The 17,906-nt window shown below is 58.6% G+C and carries 15 protein-coding genes; 7 read left to right on the top strand and 8 right to left on the bottom strand.

Annotation, left to right across the window (positions count from 1 at the left end; all coding sequences use genetic code 11):
• Positions 1 to 8 precede the first annotated feature (8 nt).
• Entirely contained in the window at positions 9 to 1,229 is a 1,221-nt protein-coding gene (locus GT571_RS02185; protein WP_161155169.1) for an iron-containing alcohol dehydrogenase, read from the bottom strand.
• 256 nt (positions 1,230 to 1,485) lie between these two features.
• Here GT571_RS02185 and GT571_RS02190 point away from each other — a divergent pair, with 256 nt between their 5' ends.
• Positions 1,486 to 2,046, top strand: coding sequence for a ferritin family protein (locus GT571_RS02190; RefSeq protein ID WP_022094328.1), 561 nt, complete (start codon positions 1,486 to 1,488; stop codon positions 2,044 to 2,046).
• A 241-nt stretch (positions 2,047 to 2,287) separates the two neighbouring features.
• Here GT571_RS02190 and GT571_RS02195 read toward each other — a convergent pair whose 3' ends face one another.
• Entirely contained in the window at positions 2,288 to 3,169 is an 882-nt protein-coding gene (locus GT571_RS02195; RefSeq protein WP_161155171.1) for a hypothetical protein, read from the bottom strand.
• Positions 3,170 to 3,710: 541 nt separating this feature from the next.
• On the bottom strand, positions 3,711 to 5,147 hold the full coding sequence (gene pdxR, locus GT571_RS02200; RefSeq protein WP_161155173.1) for a MocR-like pyridoxine biosynthesis transcription factor PdxR: 1,437 nt from the start codon (positions 5,145 to 5,147) through the stop codon (positions 3,711 to 3,713).
• Positions 5,148 to 5,292: 145 nt separating this feature from the next.
• On the opposite strand from pdxR, the gene pdxS reads away from it, so the two are divergent.
• On the top strand, positions 5,293 to 6,183 hold the full coding sequence (pdxS, locus tag GT571_RS02205; protein WP_161155175.1) for a pyridoxal 5'-phosphate synthase lyase subunit PdxS: 891 nt from the start codon (positions 5,293 to 5,295) through the stop codon (positions 6,181 to 6,183).
• A 20-nt stretch (positions 6,184 to 6,203) separates the two neighbouring features.
• Positions 6,204 to 6,791: a pyridoxal 5'-phosphate synthase glutaminase subunit PdxT gene (gene pdxT, locus GT571_RS02210; protein WP_161155177.1), complete on the top strand. Its 588-nt coding sequence runs from the start codon at positions 6,204 to 6,206 to the stop codon at positions 6,789 to 6,791.
• 305 nt (positions 6,792 to 7,096) lie between these two features.
• Here pdxT and GT571_RS02215 read toward each other — a convergent pair whose 3' ends face one another.
• Complete coding sequence (locus GT571_RS02215; RefSeq protein WP_161155179.1) at positions 7,097 to 7,996, bottom strand: hypothetical protein; 900 nt, start codon at positions 7,994 to 7,996, stop codon at positions 7,097 to 7,099.
• A 214-nt stretch (positions 7,997 to 8,210) separates the two neighbouring features.
• Here GT571_RS02215 and GT571_RS02220 point away from each other — a divergent pair, with 214 nt between their 5' ends.
• On the top strand, positions 8,211 to 8,621 hold the full coding sequence (locus tag GT571_RS02220; RefSeq protein ID WP_161155181.1) for a peptide deformylase: 411 nt from the start codon (positions 8,211 to 8,213) through the stop codon (positions 8,619 to 8,621).
• Between the two features lie 74 nt (positions 8,622 to 8,695).
• Here GT571_RS02220 and GT571_RS02225 read toward each other — a convergent pair whose 3' ends face one another.
• Together GT571_RS02225 and GT571_RS02230 are read right to left on the bottom strand one after the other, a co-directional pair.
• A complete protein-coding gene (locus GT571_RS02225; protein ID WP_161155304.1) occupies positions 8,696 to 10,177 on the bottom strand; it encodes an aminotransferase class I/II-fold pyridoxal phosphate-dependent enzyme in 1,482 nt (493 codons plus the stop codon).
• Positions 10,178 to 10,379: 202 nt separating this feature from the next.
• Entirely contained in the window at positions 10,380 to 11,237 is an 858-nt protein-coding gene (locus GT571_RS02230; protein ID WP_117757314.1) for a LysR family transcriptional regulator, read from the bottom strand.
• 118 nt (positions 11,238 to 11,355) lie between these two features.
• On the opposite strand from GT571_RS02230, the gene GT571_RS02235 reads away from it, so the two are divergent.
• A complete protein-coding gene (locus GT571_RS02235; RefSeq protein WP_161155183.1) occupies positions 11,356 to 12,267 on the top strand; it encodes a DMT family transporter in 912 nt (303 codons plus the stop codon).
• A gap of 139 nt (positions 12,268 to 12,406) precedes the next feature.
• On the top strand, positions 12,407 to 14,656 hold the full coding sequence (locus tag GT571_RS02240) for a KUP/HAK/KT family potassium transporter (protein WP_161155185.1): 2,250 nt from the start codon (positions 12,407 to 12,409) through the stop codon (positions 14,654 to 14,656).
• Positions 14,657 to 14,735: 79 nt separating this feature from the next.
• Here the strand turns inward: GT571_RS02240 and bsh are convergent, their stop codons facing one another.
• Together bsh and GT571_RS02250 are read right to left on the bottom strand one after the other, a co-directional pair.
• On the bottom strand, positions 14,736 to 15,701 hold the full coding sequence (gene bsh, locus GT571_RS02245; RefSeq protein ID WP_089573355.1) for a choloylglycine hydrolase: 966 nt from the start codon (positions 15,699 to 15,701) through the stop codon (positions 14,736 to 14,738).
• Between the two features lie 244 nt (positions 15,702 to 15,945).
• Positions 15,946 to 16,365 carry a peptide deformylase gene (locus GT571_RS02250; protein WP_117746174.1) on the bottom strand — a complete coding sequence of 140 codons (420 nt, stop codon included), beginning with the start codon at positions 16,363 to 16,365 and terminating at the stop codon, positions 15,946 to 15,948.
• A gap of 193 nt (positions 16,366 to 16,558) precedes the next feature.
• On the opposite strand from GT571_RS02250, the gene GT571_RS02255 reads away from it, so the two are divergent.
• A complete protein-coding gene (locus GT571_RS02255) occupies positions 16,559 to 17,869 on the top strand; it encodes an NCS2 family permease (RefSeq protein ID WP_022094378.1) in 1,311 nt (436 codons plus the stop codon).
• Positions 17,870 to 17,906 lie beyond the last annotated feature (37 nt).

A 17,906-nucleotide genomic window follows, 5' to 3' on the forward strand; every position in this document is an offset into this window, starting at 1 on the left:
GGGCCCTCCTAGTTCTCGCCCTCAAACATACCATCTGCAACGACTTCATACATATGCTCGAGCTCCAAGCGGTCCATTAATAGCGGAACGGGGTACAGCGGATTGGCCTCGGCATCGGCATGCGTCGCCATTTGCGGAATATCGGAGCGGCGAATACCCGAAACATATTTGGGGATTCCCAGGGCCTCGTTCATGCGGTCGACCCAATCGATAAAGGCCTCGGCCGCCAGGCTGTCCTGCGCGTTAGCCGGCGCGATACCGGCCATGCGGGCGAGATCGGCGAGTTTAGGAGCAGCAGCTTCGCCATAGGCGCGAAGCATATGCGGCAGGATGATAGCGTTGGCCAAGCCGTGCGGAATCCCGTAACGCCCGCCCAAGCTGTGCGCGATGGCATGAACGTATCCAACATAGGAGCGCGTAAAGGCAACACCCGCCTTATACGCCGCCGAAAGCATATTGCGACGCGCACGCATGTTGTCGCCATGCTCATAGGCCTCGAGCAAATTGTCGTGGATGAGCTGAACCGCCTGTCGCGCCATCTTGCGCGTATAGGACGTGGTGCTTCGCCCGATAAAGGCCTCGACGGCATGCGTCAGGGCGTCCATGCCCGTTTGCCCCGTAATGGAGGCGGGCAGGCCGCGCGTAAACTCGGGGTCGTGCACCGCAAAGCGCGGGATAAGCACAAAGTCGTTAATGGGATACTTGTAGTGTGTCTCGTCATCGGTAATTACCGCCGCAAGCGTGACCTCGCTTCCCGTACCTGCCGTGGTGGGAACGGCGATGAGCAGCGGCAGGCGACGATGAATCCGCAACAGGCCGCGCATCTTGTTGATGGGCTTGTTCGGCTGCGCGATACTTGCTCCCACGCCCTTGGCGCAGTCCATGGCCGATCCTCCGCCAAAACCGATAATGGCCTGGCAGGCGCTCTCTCGATACAGGGACGCCGCCTCCTCCACATTCGAGACCGTGGGGTTCGCACACGTTTTGGCATAGACCGCAACGTCGATTCCCTTGGACGCGAGCGCTGTCTCGAGCGGTGCCGTGAGCCCCAGACGGGCAATGCCGGGATCCGTCACGATAAGAACCCGCTGTATCGAACGCTTTTGAAGCACTGTGGGCACATCCTCAGCATGCTCCAGGATGCGTGGCTCGGTATAGGGCAGCACCGGCAATGCGATACGAAAAATCGTCTGATATGTTCGGCACCAGGCGCGGCGGGCTAGATGCATAAAGGAAACTCCCTCATTTGTTGATTGGTCAACATTTGCTCGACCGATTGTACTCAGCGGCGTCCGTATATGACTTGCAAACCGTTAATCAATCAACATCTTCATATCTCAAAATTGTTTTATTAAAAATCATTCCTAATAGGCTTCACATTTGGTTGCATTTATGGATAATAGAACTCGTCAAGACGCACGTCCGGAGAGGGCCCTTACGGGACCGGACGAGCGCACAATCGCCATCGATCGAAAGGATCGAATCATGAAGTTTGTTTGCCCCGTTTGCGGTTATGTGGAAGAGTTCGACGGCGACCAGCTGCCCGAGGACTTCAAGTGCCCCCAGTGCGGCGTTCCCGGTTCTCGTTTCCTGAAGCAGGAGGAGGGCCAGCTCGAGTGGGCTGCCGAGCACGTCGTGGGCGTCGCCAAGATGGAGGGCGTCTCCGAGGACATCGTTGCCGACCTGCGCGCCAACTTTGAGGGCGAGTGCTCTGAGGTCGGTATGTACCTGGCCATGGCTCGCGTCGCTCATCGCGAGGGCTATCCCGAGATCGGCCTGTACTGGGAGAAGGCTGCCCACGAGGAGGCCGAGCACGCCGCTAAGTTCGCTGAGCTCCTGGGCGAGGTCGTGACCGACTCCACCAAGAAGAACCTCGAGATGCGCGTTGAGGCCGAGAACGGCGCCACCGCCGGCAAGACCGATCTTGCCAAGCGCGCCAAGGCCGCTGGCCTTGATGCCATCCACGACACCGTGCACGAGATGGCTCGCGACGAGGCTCGCCACGGCAAGGCTTTCGCCGGCCTGCTCAAGCGCTACTTTGGCTAAGCCAACCGCTTGAGACATAACCTCTAGCTCGATGAGGCCCGGACCGTATCGGTTCGGGCCTTTTTGTGTCTCGAGGACTCGTTAACGCCCTGAAATAGAGCCATCTTCGGCATCGGTCTCTCGTCAAAAACTAAGTGAGTAGACTTTTCGAAACTTGCCGAGCAGACCATCCGTATTGCTTTATAAAGTCGCAGGTAAATGACTTGTTTCAAAACGGCCTAGTCGCCAAAGTGCCAAAAGCCTACTCACTTAGAACCGCAGCCGTCCACGATCGAGCTGTTTTGTGTCTAACTGGCATCTTTCCGTCAATTACTCCCAATTTTGTCCAGTCAACGAATAGTTCAGACCGGAGTAATGTCTCAGCCCTTTGCTCATCTGAGCTTTTATCACGATATTCAGCATCGAGCATCCTGCATACGGCCTTAACGATCGCGTGGAATCTACCCTCATCGGATATCTGTCTGTGTGTCAGGAGAAGTACATCGTAGCCCATGGCCTGAAGGGCCGTCATGCGGTCAGCGTCACGCAAGCCATCCCCTGCGCGTCCGTGCGAGGCCTTTCCCTGACATTCAATGGCCACCTGTCGCCTGCCGTCCGGCGAAGAAAGAAGTAGGTCGATATATACACGGGACTTTCCCACAATCGCTCGAGCACTTGTGCTTAGCATCACTTCAACATTAAGCTCTATGCCGCAAAAACCTTCGCCTCCCAGGGATCGCGGCAGTGCAAGTAGCAAATACGTCTCGACCTCAAAAGGCGACGCGGCGCCCAATGGAACGAGTTGCGATACCGCTATAAATCTATTGCCGTAACGCATCCCGCAAACATCTGAACAAAAACGGTCAAGGTCTCCGCCCAAAACCAAAGCGTCTCGACGCCATAAATTTGAGGCGGTGCCGTCCTCGGACGGGCAGCGCACCCAACCGAACGTTGTCGAAATCGCGCCCGAATCAATTGCACGCGAAAGCTCCGCCTCAAGTGCCGCCGGCAGGGCACATACCGCAAACAAGCCACACATCTCCGCCAATACCAAAAGAAGCTGAAGATCCGTCAGATGCCGCAACATGATGAATGCCGTCAGGAGAGGAGACGTAATCAAAAACCCATGCTCCGTTTCCAGCACGAATTCCCTGGGAAGCTCACCAAGAAACAGCCGCTGCCTAATACTGGCAGGACAAGTCCGTTTGTTTCTCGTCCGAACCAATGTATACAACGGAAAACCGAGCGCGACCGCAGCCGTCGGGTTACGGGCGAGGTCATATCGCTGCCGGTCTTCTTCCGGTCGTGGAAGCGGCGGACACAAAGCGCGGACTTGAGGGGGCAATCGCCAGTACCTAAAAGCCGATATGTCGCAAAGTAAATCCTTCATAGGCACAGGAAAACACGAATTTCAACCCAGCCAGTCACGCATTGGCGCGAACGCACCGAAAATGGTGCCGAACGGACCGCTAAGTTTTCAACAGCCCTCCCCAACTGACCAAAAGCTTGCCAAGAACTGGACGAAGCCCTGTTGAAAACCCCATTTTTACTCGTGCGGAAGCTTTGTGCGGCAAGTGAGTAGACTTTTTGGAACATCCCGAGCAGACCGGTCATCCTGCTTTTCAAAACCGCAGGTAGATAGCTTGTTACAAAACTGCCTGGTCGCCAAAGTGCCAAAAGTCTACTCACTTAGGTTGCAGAGTGCCCCCCATTAGCTGCGATTCCAAAGTAGTTAGCACTTTTGGACTCAGATCGTCATACTGAACAAGAATTTGAGTTGAGTTTTCAGGGACAGATGCGCCATCGGCACACCAAAAACAGTCACCGATATCGATAAAAGGGATGCTCGAGCGCGTGAGGGCCCGTGCAAAAGTGCTTCCGCCCGTTCCACGCTCCGCAACCACGATACAGTAAAGGCCCGCGTCTGCATGCTCGATCGAGACTTCCCCTGCCGGAAACGCTTTCCGCACAAGCGCCATCAGGCCATCGCGTGCCTCGCGAGCACGAACGCGCACGCGGTTCACATGTCGCTCGTAATCACCCGATTCCAGCAAGCGCGCTAAAGCGACCTGGTCAACAGAGCTCACCGACGAAGCGTAAAAACCAAGGTCGCGCCCAAACCGCTCCATTAGCTCATCGGGCAACACCATGTACGCTAGACGCAACGTCGATGACAGACTCTTCGAAAACGTGTTGGTGTAAATAACCGACTGGGCGGCATCGATCGATGCGAGCGCGGGAATCGGCTTGCCGGCAAGGCGAAACTCACAATCAAAGTCATCTTCGATGAGATACCGACCTGGTCGCTCGGCGGCCCAGCTCAGCAGCGCATAGCGACGCGCAATGCTCGTCACAAGGCCGGTCGGATACTGATGGGACGGCATCAGGTGAAGGACATCGGTCCCAGTTTTCTGCAGAGCGCTCAAGTCCACGCCCTCACCATCCAACGGGATATGTCGAACTTTGCAACCCATAGCCTGATAGATGCGCGTCAGGCGCAAATAGCCCGGGTCCTCGACGGCATACACCTTGTCCGCGCCAAGCAACTGAACCAACATGGTATCGAGCAGCTGGGCGCCCGCGCCGATAACGATGTTGTCGGGGTCGACATTCATGCCCCTCGTCCCACGCAGATGGTGAGCGATTGCGCGTCTTAGCCGAGCGGTGCCCTGTGCCGGTGCGGGCGAAAAGATTTCGCGTTCGTCTTCGGACGTCAGCGTCGCCCGTAACGCGCTTTGCCAAAGCCGCGCCGCCTCCAAAGCGGAAGGAGAAAGTGCATCGAATCGCTCGACCTGTCCGTTGACATCATGCGCGCTGGGGCCCACAGAGACGGCATCTCGCTCGACACCCTCCGCAGCCAAAGCCAAAACCGGCGCATCCGGAAGTTCGCACGCGTAGTAACCACGGCGCGGCTTTGAGCAAATATAGCCCTCGGCAAGCAACTGGCTATATGCATTCTCGATGGTAATGACACTGATTCCCAGATGACTCGCAAAGGCGCGCTTAGATGGAAGATGCTCCCCCGCCGCAATGCGCCCGACAACAATATCATCTCGAATTTGCTGGTAAACATACTCATAGAGCGATGCTTCGCCGCGGTTTTCCAAATTATAGTCAAGCATGAGTTTGTCACCTGACCTTATCGAGTCATTCAATCTGGCATTAGTCTGACCTTGTTATTATCTCGAAAACTGAGTATTTCGCCATACCCAGCTCCCCGATAGGATGTTCCGTCAAGCAATGCACATGCCAACCAAGGGAGCAACCATGGCAGAACAGACCAGCAAGGCCGATCGCGTCAAACTCAACCGCGAGCTCGCGCAGATGCTCAAGGGCGGCGTCATCATGGACGTCACCACGCCCGAGCAGGCACGTATCGCCGAGGAGGCAGGCGCCTGCGCCGTCATGGCTCTCGAGCGCATCCCGGCCGACATCCGTGCCGCCGGCGGCGTGTCGCGCATGAGTGACCCCAAGATGATCAAGGGCATTCAGGAGGCCGTCTCCATCCCCGTCATGGCCAAGTGCCGCATCGGCCACATCGTCGAGGCGCAGGTCCTTCAGGCCATCGAGATCGACTACATCGACGAGTCCGAGGTTCTCTCCCCCGCCGACGATGTCTACCACATCGACAAGACCCAGTTTGACGTCCCGTTTGTCTGCGGTGCCCGCGACCTGGGCGAGGCGCTGCGCCGCGTCGCCGAGGGCGCCACGATGATCCGCACCAAGGGCGAGCCGGGCACGGGCGACGTGGTCCAGGCCGTGCGCCACATGCGCAAGATCCAAAAGCAAATCCGCGACGTTGTCGCCCTGCGCGACGACGAGCTCTTTGAGGCAGCCAAGCAGCTGCAGGTTCCGGTCGAGCTGGTGCGCGAGGTCCATGCCACGGGCAAGCTTCCCGTCGTGAACTTTGCTGCTGGCGGCGTAGCGACCCCCGCCGATGCCGCGCTGATGATGCGGCTGGGCGCCGAGGGCGTATTTGTCGGCTCGGGCATCTTTAAGAGCGGCGACCCCGCCAAGCGCGCTGCCGCCATCGTTAAGGCCGTGGCTAACTTCACCGACGCCAAACTCATCGCTGAGCTTTCGGAGGACCTGGGCGAGGCTATGGTGGGCATCAACGCTGACGAGATCGAGATCATAATGGAGGAGCGCGGACGCTAGTCCGGCAGAAAGGATCGTACATGAGCGATTACGCAGACCAGACGGTCGCCGTGCTGGCGGTCCAAGGTGCTTTTGCCGAGCACGAGGCGAGGCTGTCCGAGCTGGGCGCACGTTGTATTGAGCTGAGGCAGGCGGCTGATTTGAAGCAGAACTTTGACCGTCTGGTACTTCCCGGCGGCGAGTCTACCGTTCAAGGGAAACTGCTTGATGAGTTGGGCATGCTCGAGGAGCTTCGTGCCCGCATCGCTGAAGGCATGCCCGTCCTGGGCACCTGCGCCGGCCTGATTCTGCTGGCTCACGACCTTGCCGCCCATGACGATAAGGGCACGCCGCGTTTGGCAACCATGGATGTACTTGTCGAGCGCAATGCCTATGGCAGACAGCTCGGCAGTTTTCGCACCAAGGGACAGGTAGACGGCATCGACGGTGAAGTGCCGCTGACGTTTATCCGCGCGCCCCGCATCGTCGAGGTCCACGGCGACGCCAAGGCCTTGGCAGAGGTCGATGGTCGCATCGTCGCCGCCCGCCAGGGCAACCAGCTCAGCGTAACCTTCCACCCCGAACTCGATGAAGACACCCGCCTCCACGAACTGTTCCTACAAATGTAGGCGGAATAGAAACGAGCGTGGATTTTCGGACACACAACAAATGAGAGTGGATAATCTCCCACTTTGAGCTTGAATGCAGGCTCAAACCGGGAGATTATCCACTCTCATTTTTTAGTGCAAATGATTCCTTGGGGATGCCGATGTTTTGGTACCGACAGCGAGCGTCCACCAGAGCGAACAAATTGACATGAAAAGAGGACGGCATAGACCTTCTGGTCATGCCGTCCTCTTTGAATGACAAGTTGTCGCTCTGGTGGGCGCGCAGCGTCAACTAGTTACGCGGTTCGTAGAACCGCGTAACCCAATTAGAAGCGGTTGCCGCGGAAGCCGCCACCGTTGCGGCCGCCACGATCGCCACCGCGACCGCCGCGGTCGTTACCACGGTTGCCGCCGAAGCCGCCACGGTTGCCACCGCGATCGCCATAGCCACCACGGTTGCCGCCAAAGCCGCCGCGACCGCCACGGTCGCCGCCACGGTCACCAAAGCCGCCACGGCCACCGCGACCGCCGCGGTCACCGCCACGGCCACCGCGATCGCCAAAGCCGCCGCGGCCGCCACGGTCACCGCCACGACCACCGCGATCGTCACGGCCGCCGCGAGGACCGCGGTCCTCGTCCAGGCCCATGGCGACGAGCGGAGCGATAACCTTATCGAGAGCAGCCATCAGCTCGGTGGCCTCCTCGTAAGAAAGCTCGGGCAGGAGCTTCTCCTTCTTATTGGCAAGCTCGACCAGGCCCTCAGCGGCATCCTCGGCAGCGAAGACGACGATCTTGCGCATATCGCCCTCGGCGTCGTCGATGCGGCCGACCAGATCGGCAGCCTCGGCCTCGGCCATCAGGCCATCGAGCTCACGAAGGCGCATGCCCAGCAGGTCGGACATTTCCTTCTGCTCCATCTTGGGCTTGAGGTCAAGGAGCTTGATGGCGCGCTCGATGTTCGCCATGCGCTCGGCCTTGGCCTCTTCCTCCTTGGAAATAGCAAAGCGACGGCTACGCAGCAGGCGGGCGGCCTTCTGCATCTTGTCCATCAGCTCTTCGTCATCGTAATCAACGGCGGCCTCGACAATCTCGGCCTCCTCCTCAGCGGAAACCTCGTCAGCAGCCTCAACCTCAGCAGCTTCGGTCTCCACGGTCTCGACTGCCTCAGCCTCGGCAGCCATGGTCTCGTTCTCGGTCTCGTTCATGATCTCTTCGTTCTCAGACATGAGACTCCTTCTTGGCCCTCTCGGGCATCATCGCCCCATTCGCGGGGCCCGTCGCGCACTCTTTGCGCTTTAAACATTCATGCCTCTCGGCAAAACGCCCATTAGTTTATGGTGTCGCCCGCCAATCTAGCTGCAGAATCTATGTGCACACATTAATGCGACATGTCGCGGTATCATGGCCTGAACCAAACGTGTCCACCCTAAGGAGCCCGCCATGATTAAGCCCATCATGAAATCCGAGTTCTTTTTGCGCCTGCCTTCCGAAGACGCCGGCCCAGAAGATGCCGCGACCGGACAGGATCTCCTGGATACGCTCCACGAGCATGAGCACGAGTGCGTGGGCCTCGCCGCCAACATGATTGGCGTGCGCAAACGCATCATCTGCGTAAAGGACGGCAACAGGGCGCTCCTGATGTACAACCCTCAAATTCTTGAGCAGGTCAATGCCTATCAGACGAGCGAAGGATGCCTCTCGCTGGTTGGTGAGCGCCCCTGTACCCGTTATCGCCGCATTAAGGTGGAGTATTTGGACGAGAACTTCGTCCACCGCATCAAAAACTTCTCGGGCTACACCGCCGAGATCATCCAACACGAAATCGACCACTGCAACGGGATAGTGATCTAGTCCCGCCGATTCAAGAAAGCTCCCTGCAGCAAAACAACTGCAGGGAGCTTTTCATTGTGCGGAGTTTCTATCCCCTACGATTGACGGTAATGGTCGAAGAAGTCGGCGAGGTCTTCGAGAGACTCTTTGAGCACTTCCATGCGCGGCAGGTACACGATGCGGAAGTGGTCGGGCTCGCCCCAGTTAAAGCCGCCGCCGCGCGTGATCAGGATCTTCTTCTCGTGCAGCAGGTCGAGGGCAAACTGCTCGTCATCGGTGATGTTGAACTTCTTAACATCCATCTTGGGGAAGATATAGAACGCCGCGCGCGGCTTAACCACCGAGATGCCGTCAATCTTGTTGAGCGCCTCATACACAAAGTTGCGCTGCTCGTAAACACGACCGCCGGGGCGGATGTAGTCGTTGACCGACTGATGGCCGCCGAGCGCTGTCTGGACGATCGACTGAGCCGGCACGTTGGAGCACAGGCGCATGTTCGAGAGCATGTTGATGCCCATGATGAAGTCGCTCATGCAGCGCTGGTTGCCCGAAAGCACCATCCAGCCAATGCGATAGCCCGCGATCATGTGCGACTTGGAAAGGCCGCTAAACGTAATGCAGGGCAGATCGGGGGCGAGCGATGCAATGGAGACATGCTCGTAGCCGTCCATGCACAGGCGGTCATAGATCTCGTCGGCAAAAATCATGAGCTGGTGCCTGCGCGCAATCTCAACGATGCCCTCGAGCACCTCGCGCGGGTAGACCGAGCCCGTGGGGTTGTTGGGGTTGATGATGACGAGGGCCTTGGTCGCGCTCGTGATCTTGGACTCCATATCCTGCAGGTCGGGATACCAATCCGCCTGCTCATCGCACAGATAGTGCACGGGATGACCGCCGGCAAGGGTTGCGCACGCCGTCCAGAGCGGATAGTCGGGGCTGGGGATCAGAATCTCGTCGCCATTGTCGAGCAGCGCGTTCATCGAAAGCTGAATGAGTTCGGACACGCCGTTGCCCGTGTAGATATGCTCCATCTGAACATTGGGCAGGCCCTTGATCTGCGAATACTGCATGATCGCCTTGCGCGCAGAGAACAGGCCGCGCGAGTTGGAATAGCCTTCGCAGTCGGGCAGCTGCTGGCGCATGTCCTTGATAACCTCGTCGGGCGTGCGGAAACCGAAGGGCGCCGGGTTGCCGATATTGAGCTTGAGGATGCGCTCGCCCTCGTCCTCCATACGGGCAGCCTCGTCGACGACGGGACCGCGCACGTCATACAGAACGTTCTCGAGTTTGGTGGATTTAGAAAAAGTACGCATGGTGGTGCTCCTTGGAATTTGAGCTGAGGGATGGGGTTCGGGCTTGGAAACGTTGCGGGGCGATGATGTCTCGCCTTGATCGGTGTCACCGGCGAGCAGCCAGGTAACATCGACCTCCAAAATACGGGCGAGTAGCTCTGCCACGTCGCGCCGCGGAATCGTCTTGCCGCTCACATATTGGCTCATCTGACTCTTGCCGAGTTTTTTGCCGAGCATCTCCGATGCACGAATCACGTCCGACTGTCGAACGTCGCGATCGGACATAGTCTGTCGCAGGCGATCGCTAAACGTCTCTTGGGCCACAGGAACCTCCTTGCTGGCAAAGTTCAATTTATAGAACACGAATTGAACCAGAGTTCAATTTAGGCAGCAGTATAATGCCGTGCTATTTCGAAAAGTTCAATTTCAAAAATAAAATGAGCAAGACCTCGAAATTTATCCCAAGGCGATAACGACGTGCACGCATTTAGAGGTATTCGAGGAAACGAGCGGCGGCAAGCGAAACATCGGCCGTTCGATATATGGCGTTGATCTGCCGATGGGGATGCCCTTCGAGCGGACGCACAGCAACATCGAACTGGCAGCGACGCAAGATGAGCGCGGGAAGAATGCTCACGCCCAGGCCGTCCTCGACCATAGCCATAATCGCATAGTCATCCCAAGTCGACAGTTTTGAGCGCACCGCCAGCCCCGCCCGACGGAATAGCGGCGTAATCTCATCATCGGTACCCCGTTCCAGCAGAATAAACTGCTCTCTTGCCAAATCGGTAAGAGAGACGAACTCCGCCGTGGCAAGCAACGAATCTGTCGGCACCACCGCCATCAGCTCATCACACACTAAAGACCGTGATGCCATGCCGTTTTCTCGGGGCTCACGCGGGATAAAGCCCAGGTCGCAGCGCCCCTCCGCCACCCATTGTTCAATCTCTGAGTAATCGCCCATCAGCAACTCATAATCGACGTCCGGGTGATCGGCGCGAAAACGCGCTATGACCGGTGGCAGCACGTGGGTCGCCACACTCGAAAACGTACCAATGCAGATCTTGCCGCGCATGAGCCCACGCATCTCGTCCACATGTCGCTGCAGGCGGCCAAACTCCTCGCAGAGCGCCTCAACCGCCGGCATGATCTGCCGCCCATCGGCAGAAAGCACCACACCCTCGCGGCTGCGGTCGAGTACCTTAAAACCCCAATCGGTCTCAAGGTCGCCCACCATGCGGCTCACGCCCGACTGCGAATAGCTCAGCCGCTCGGCGGCGCGCGTAAAACTGCCGGCCCGCACGGTCTCGAGCAGAACCTGCATCTTTTGAATATTCGTTTCCACGGCACCCCTCCACCTTTACATGAGTTTTTGTCATGTTATCCATGCATTATATTCGCTTTTCTTCTAAAGCCAGTTCACCCATAGTGAACATGTTCGGATATAGAGGGGATGTCAGCACATGAACAACGGATTGTTTACGTACTTAGCAGCATTGCTATTGTTTGGCTCCAACGGCATCATCGCCGCTGCCATCGCGCTGCCGAGCTCCGATATCGTACTGTTGCGCACGTTTTTGGGCGCTCTCACCCTTGCCGCCATCCTCTTCATAACCAAGCGCCATAACCTGCAGGCTCCGTCTCGCCCCCGCGAGGCCGCAGCGCTCATCGTCTCGGGCGCCGCGCTGGGCGCCAGCTGGATTTTCCTGTTCCGCGCCTATCAGACGATCGGCGTTGGTATCTCCTCGCTGTTGTATTACTGTGGCCCCATCATCGTTATGGCCCTCTCACCGCTCATTTTTGGCGAAAAGCTGACCGGCGGCAAAATCGCCGGCTTTGTCGCCGTTGCTTGTGGTGCTTTTCTCATTGCAGCGCAAGGTCTAGGCGGCAATATGCCCATTGCGGGCATCGTCTGTGGAATCGCCTCGGCCTTCTGCTATGCATTGATGGTCATCGCCAGCAAGGGTGCGCCGCACATCGAGGGCCTCGAGAACTCCGCACTCCAAGTGAGCGCCGCCTTTGTGACCGCACTGGCCCTCACGCTCATCACGCAGGGCGCTCCCTCGTTCCTGTCCGCCGGCGTCGCCGCCAGCATTGATTGGCGCGCCGTCGCTATGCTCGGCGTCGTCAACACCGGCATTGGTTGCCTGCTCTACTTTAGCGCCGTCGCCAAGCTGCCCGTCCAGACCGTCGCCGTCGTTGGCTACCTCGAGCCGCTTTCGGCGGTCGTGTTCTCGGCCGCCCTTTTGGGTGAAGCCATAACACCGGTCCGCCTGATGGGCGCCGCGCTTATCATCGGCGGCGCGCTCTTTTGCGAACTCGCCGGCAAACGCGCAAACGCCAAGGCTGGCATCGCCCAGACAGCACGTGCTTAAAAGCCCCTGCTTTGAAATGCTACCTGCGTAGATAAATAATCCCCAGCTGAGGATTATTGTCTAAAATAACCAGATGTGCCAAACTGCTCTTGTATGTATAAAGACGGCATAAAGTTTTTTGTCCTAGACAGATAACCGGATGTCTAAGGGAGTCCTCGTGGCACACAACAAACTGGAGGCAAACCTCCAAGACCAGCGCGGGCAAGGCGGGCACGGAGCCATCCCCCTCTCCGCTGGCATGCTGCTCGTAACGCTCGGCGTCGTCTATGGCGACATCGGCACGAGCCCCATGTACACCATGAAATCAATCGTCGCCAACAACGGCGGCATCGGTACCGTCAGCGAGGACATGATCCTGGGCGCGCTTTCGCTCGTCATCTGGACCATGACGCTCGTGACCACGGTCAAGTACGTGGTAATCGCCATGAAGGCCGACAACCACAACGAAGGCGGCATCTTCGCCCTGTTCAGCCTCGTACGCAAGGTGGCACCATGGCTGATTCTGCCCGCCATGATCGGCGGCGCGGCGCTGCTCGCCGACGGCATCCTCACCCCCGCCGTCACGGTCACCACAGCCATCGAGGGTCTGCGCACCATCGAATGGGGCCATGCGCTGCTGGGCGACGGACAGACCAACGTCATCATCATCACCATCATCATTATCTGCGGCCTATTTGCCATGCAGCGCGCCGGCACCTCGTCAATCGGCAAGCTGTTCGGCCCGCTTATGACGCTATGGTTCCTGTTCCTGGCGGGCGCCGGCCTGTTCAACATGCTCGGCAACCTGTCCATCCTACGCGCGCTCAACCCCATCCGCGGCATCATGTTCCTGTTCTCGCCCATCAACCACTCGGGCATCATGGTGCTCGGCTTCGTCTTCCTGTCGACGACTGGCGCCGAGGCGCTCTATTCGGACATGGGTCACGTGGGCAAAGCTAACATTTACGCATCCTGGCCGTTTGTTAAGGCGGCCCTCATCCTCAACTATCTGGGTCAGGGAGCTTGGCTGCTCGCCAATAACTCCAACCCCCAGATGCTCGCGATGAATATCGTCAACCCGTTCTATATGATGCTCCCCGAGTCCCTGCGCCCCTTTGCCATCGTGCTTTCGGCCGTAGCGGCCATCATCGCCTCGCAGGCGCTCATCACCGGCTCGTTCTCGCTGGTATCCGAGGCCACGCGTCTCAACCTCATGCCGCATCTGCGCATCCACTACCCCAGCGACACCAAGGGCCAGCTCTATATTCCGCTCGTCAACAACATCATGTGGGTCGGCTGCGTCTTCATCGTGCTGCTGTTCCAAAACTCCGAGCGCATGGAGAGCGCCTACGGCCTCGCCATTACCGTGACCATGCTCATGACCACGACGCTTTTGACGAGCTACATCGCCGGCGTCCTCAAGCACAGGCTGGGCGCCTGCGTCTTCGCCCTGCTCTTTGGTGCCATTGAGCTGTGCTTCTTCGCCTCGTGCCTCACCATGTTCTTTGACGGCGGCTACGTCATGATCTTCCTGGCCGCACTGCTGTTCGGCCTTATGTATGTGTGGCGTCGCGGCACCGCCATCGAGCGCACGCAGACGATTCTGCTGCCCGTCTCCAAGTACATCGACCAGCTCAACCGCCTGCGCAATGACGAGACCTACCCCGTGCTCGCCGACAATCTGGTGTTCCTCACCAACAGCCCCGACCCGCTCACGCTCGACCGCGACGTGCTCTATTCCATCCTGGACAAGCACCCCAAGCGCGCCAAGGCATATTGGTTCATCAACGTACACGTTACCGACGAGCCCTATACGCACGAGTATTCCGTTGAGACCTTTGGCACAGACTTCCTGTTCCGCGTGCGCTTGGACCTGGGCTTTAAGGTCAATCAGCGCATCAACGCCTACCTGCGCCAGATCGTTGGCGACCTGATGGCCTCGGGTGAGTTGCCGCCGCAGCACCACACCTACTCCATCTACGAGACGCGCGGCAACGTGGGCGACTTCCGTTTTTGCATGCTGCGCAAGATGCTTGCCCCCGAAACGGACATCAACCGCAACGACCATCGCGTCATGGCCATCAAGTATGCCGTCCGCCGCGCCTGCGGAAGCCCGGCACGTTGGTATGGTCTCGAGAACTCGGCCATCATCATCGAGTACGTACCGCTCTTTGCCCGCATGCGCCCGGCCGTCAAACTCGTGCGCACCCAGGTGCCGCTCGAGATCCAGATCGAAGAGGCCGAGGAAATGGAAGTCGACATCTTCTCGGACGACTTGGTCAACGGCAACGAGGCCGGCAAGAGCATGAACGTCGATCCCACCGAGCTGCTCGAGAGTGTCGCCGATACGCCCGAACAGCAACAGCTCGACGGCCTCGAGAACGAACAACTCAACGACGCCAACTTCTAGCGGCGCCATAAATCAACGACAGCGGCCCTGCACCTCACGGGAGATGCAGGGCCGCTTTGCATTGCGGTAAAGCCATCGGCTACGAACGGCGCGGCTCGGGAACCACGAGCCTATCGGGGCTCGCGCCCTCGGCATCCATCAGGCTCACGTAGCGAATCGACGGATCCCCATACATCGCGTAGTAATAATTGCCCGTGCGCGCGCTAAAGCATCCGGTGTAGATAGTCTTCTCGAACTTGCCATCGCCCATCCTGGACGCTCCCTCGATCATCACCACGCCCTCGAGCGAGCGGAACATGCGGACGACGTTTTCGGTCTCGCTCTCCTTTTGCGGGTAATTGGCATTGAGGTACGCCGCCTTTACAAAACGGCTCGGCGAATAGCAATCGCCCGGAATGCCGCGCATGCCGGCACCGGCTCCATAGGGCTTGAGCTCGGCGCCACGCCATGTCGCCGTCTGCGGAAAATCGCTTGTAGCGGTGATATAGGTGCGGAGGTTTTCCATGTGCCACGGGAAGGTGGGCTGATTGGCAAGGGTGTCGACCGGATCGTCGTATACATGCAGGCCGTCAGCCATCATCTCGACCACGATGCTGCGCTGGCTGTCGCCGATAATCCAATGGAGCAGCGACACGCCCAGCCCCTCTCCGGCAGATTTGGCGACAATCACCGTGTCGCGCAGCGCGGCCTCGACCTCATCGACCGTCGAGAACGTCGCTGCCACCCACAGGGGAAACTCATAGGCCGCGATATTGGTCTTGCCGTCGACAGGGCCCTCGGCATACTCGGCATAGCCGGGAAAGTTGAGCCCCGCCACAGCCAGACCCGCATCGTTACCGCAATCGAAAAACATGGGATAGTTCTTGTAATCGATGCACATACCGATCACCGCGTGTGCCGCCGACGCATCGTCGATAAACGAATACGGAATGTGAAACCCGCGCGGCATCACGCGAACCTGTTGGCCGTAGTCAAAGCTCCAGTCGAGGTTGCGGCCCAAATACATGTGGCCAGAATTATCGGTAAATCGAATACTCGTACACATAGCGCCTCCTAGCTTTACGTTCTTGCTAATTTCATTGTCTCCAAACAAAAAGGCGCTAAACACAAAAGCCCGGACATGACAACAATGTCATGCCCGGGCTATTCAAGCAGGATAAACTCAACCAAGTTAACCCCGCAGGTCGTCTAAGGGGTCAAAGTGCCGCAGATTGCCACGAAAGAGGAGCGAAGCGTACTTAAGGTACGCGAGCGACGATTGAGCGGCAAGGTGCGGTGCTTTGGTCCCCTTAGACCAACTTTCCAAGACAGTGATCGATCATATGCTGGATCATCTGTGCCTCGAAGCCGACGAAGTCCTGCTTGCGCTCGCGCATCTTGCCGTCGACGATCACGTCATAAGCAACCTTGCACTTGATGTAGCGCGTGGACTTGGTGACCTCCTCGTGCGTCAGGCAGCTCTCCTCCATCTTGCTGGCGCCCAGGCCAAACACCAGACGGGGGTTGTAGAGCACGTGGGGCTCGCCGGCATCGTCCAGGTAGACGCAAACCTTCTTGGTAACGCCAATCTGGTTAGCGGCAAGGCAGCCGGCATCGTCGAGCGACTTGATGGTATCGATCAGGTCCTGAGCAACCGACTCGTCCTCGACGGTCGCAACCTCGCAACGCTGGGACAGGATAGCCTCGTCGTGGCAAAGCTCTTTAATCATACGTTCCTCCATAGGGGTCGTTGTAACCGCTTAAGTATACGGTACCCACACATTTTCATGCGAAAAATACCGTCCGTCTGCTACAAAGCGCCGAACATCAACATGCGAGGAACAACAGCGTCGTAAAGGGGCTATAGTGGGAGCGTTCGTGTCAATCGGCCTAAACTCGGGGCCGAACAAGGAAAGGGTATGCATGGACGAACTTTTTCACGTCAGTGAGCGCAAGTCCACAATCGGGACCGAACTTCGCGCTGGACTGACAACATTCCTGGCGATGGCCTACATCATCGCCGTCAACCCCGCGGTGCTCTCGGGCGCTGGCATCGATGCGGGAGCGCTCGCCTGCGCCACCTGCCTGGGCGCCGGCATCATGACCATCTGCATGGGCATCTTCGCCAACCGCCCGCTCGCCTGCGCGTCGGGCTTAGGCGTCAACGCGATGATCGCTGGAATCACCACCACCGTCTGCGGCGGTGACTGGCACGTGGCCATGAGCGTCATCTTCCTTGAGGGCGTCGTCATCTTGCTGCTCGTGCTTTGTGGCCTGCGCGAGGCCATCATGGACGCCATCCCGGTTGTCCTGCGTCACGCCATCTCGGTGGGTCTGGGCCTGTTCATCGCCATGATTGGCCTGTGCGATGCCGGCATTATCACCGCTGGCGCCGGTACACTCGTCGGTCTGGGCGACATCACCTCCCCCACCTTCATCGTCGGCATCATCTCCATCCTGGTGACGGTCGCCCTCGCCTGCCGCAACGTCCCCGGCTCGCTGCTCATCGGCATCGTCGTCGCCGTCATCGCCGGTATCCCCCTAGGTGTGACCCAGGCTCCGACCGGCATCATCGCCCCGCTCGACTTCTCGAGCATCGGTGGCCCTATCGCCGACGCCGGCGGCGTGCCCGCCATCGTCAAGGTCCTTACCGACCCCGCGCTCCTCGTCATCTCGTTCTCGCTGCTCATGAGTGACTTCTTCGACACCATGGGCACCGCGATGGCCGTGGCCAAGCAGGGCGAGTTCCTCACCGACGACGGCAACGTCGAGAATATCAAGGAGATCTTGATCGTCGACTCCGCCGCCGCTGCTGTGGGCGGTTTCATGGGCGTCTCCTCCATCACCACCTTCGTCGAGTCCACCTCTGGCGCTGCCGACGGTGGCCGCACGGGTCTCACCTCCGTCACCACCGGCGTGCTGTTCATTCTCGCCGCGTTCTTCTCCCCCATCGTCACCATCGTTTCCAGCGCCGCCACCTGCGGTGCTCTGGTCTACGTCGGCTACCTCATGATGAGCGAGGCCTCCGAGATCGACTGGTCCGACGTGTCGCAGGGTTTCCCGGCGTTCATGATTGTCGCCGGCGTGCCCTTCACCTACTCCATCTCTGCCGGCATTGGCCTGGGCTTTATCGCCTACGTGGTCGTCGCGCTCTTTAAGGGCGAGGCCTCCAAGATCAAGCCGCTCATGTGGATCGCAGCCCTCGCCTTCCTCGTCTACTTCTTCGTGGCGTAACGGCATAGTCTGCTAAAGCAAAACAACAAGGCGCGGA

This window comes from Collinsella aerofaciens, from assembly GCF_009876115.1.
Taxonomy (GTDB): domain Bacteria; phylum Actinomycetota; class Coriobacteriia; order Coriobacteriales; family Coriobacteriaceae; genus Collinsella; species Collinsella aerofaciens_N.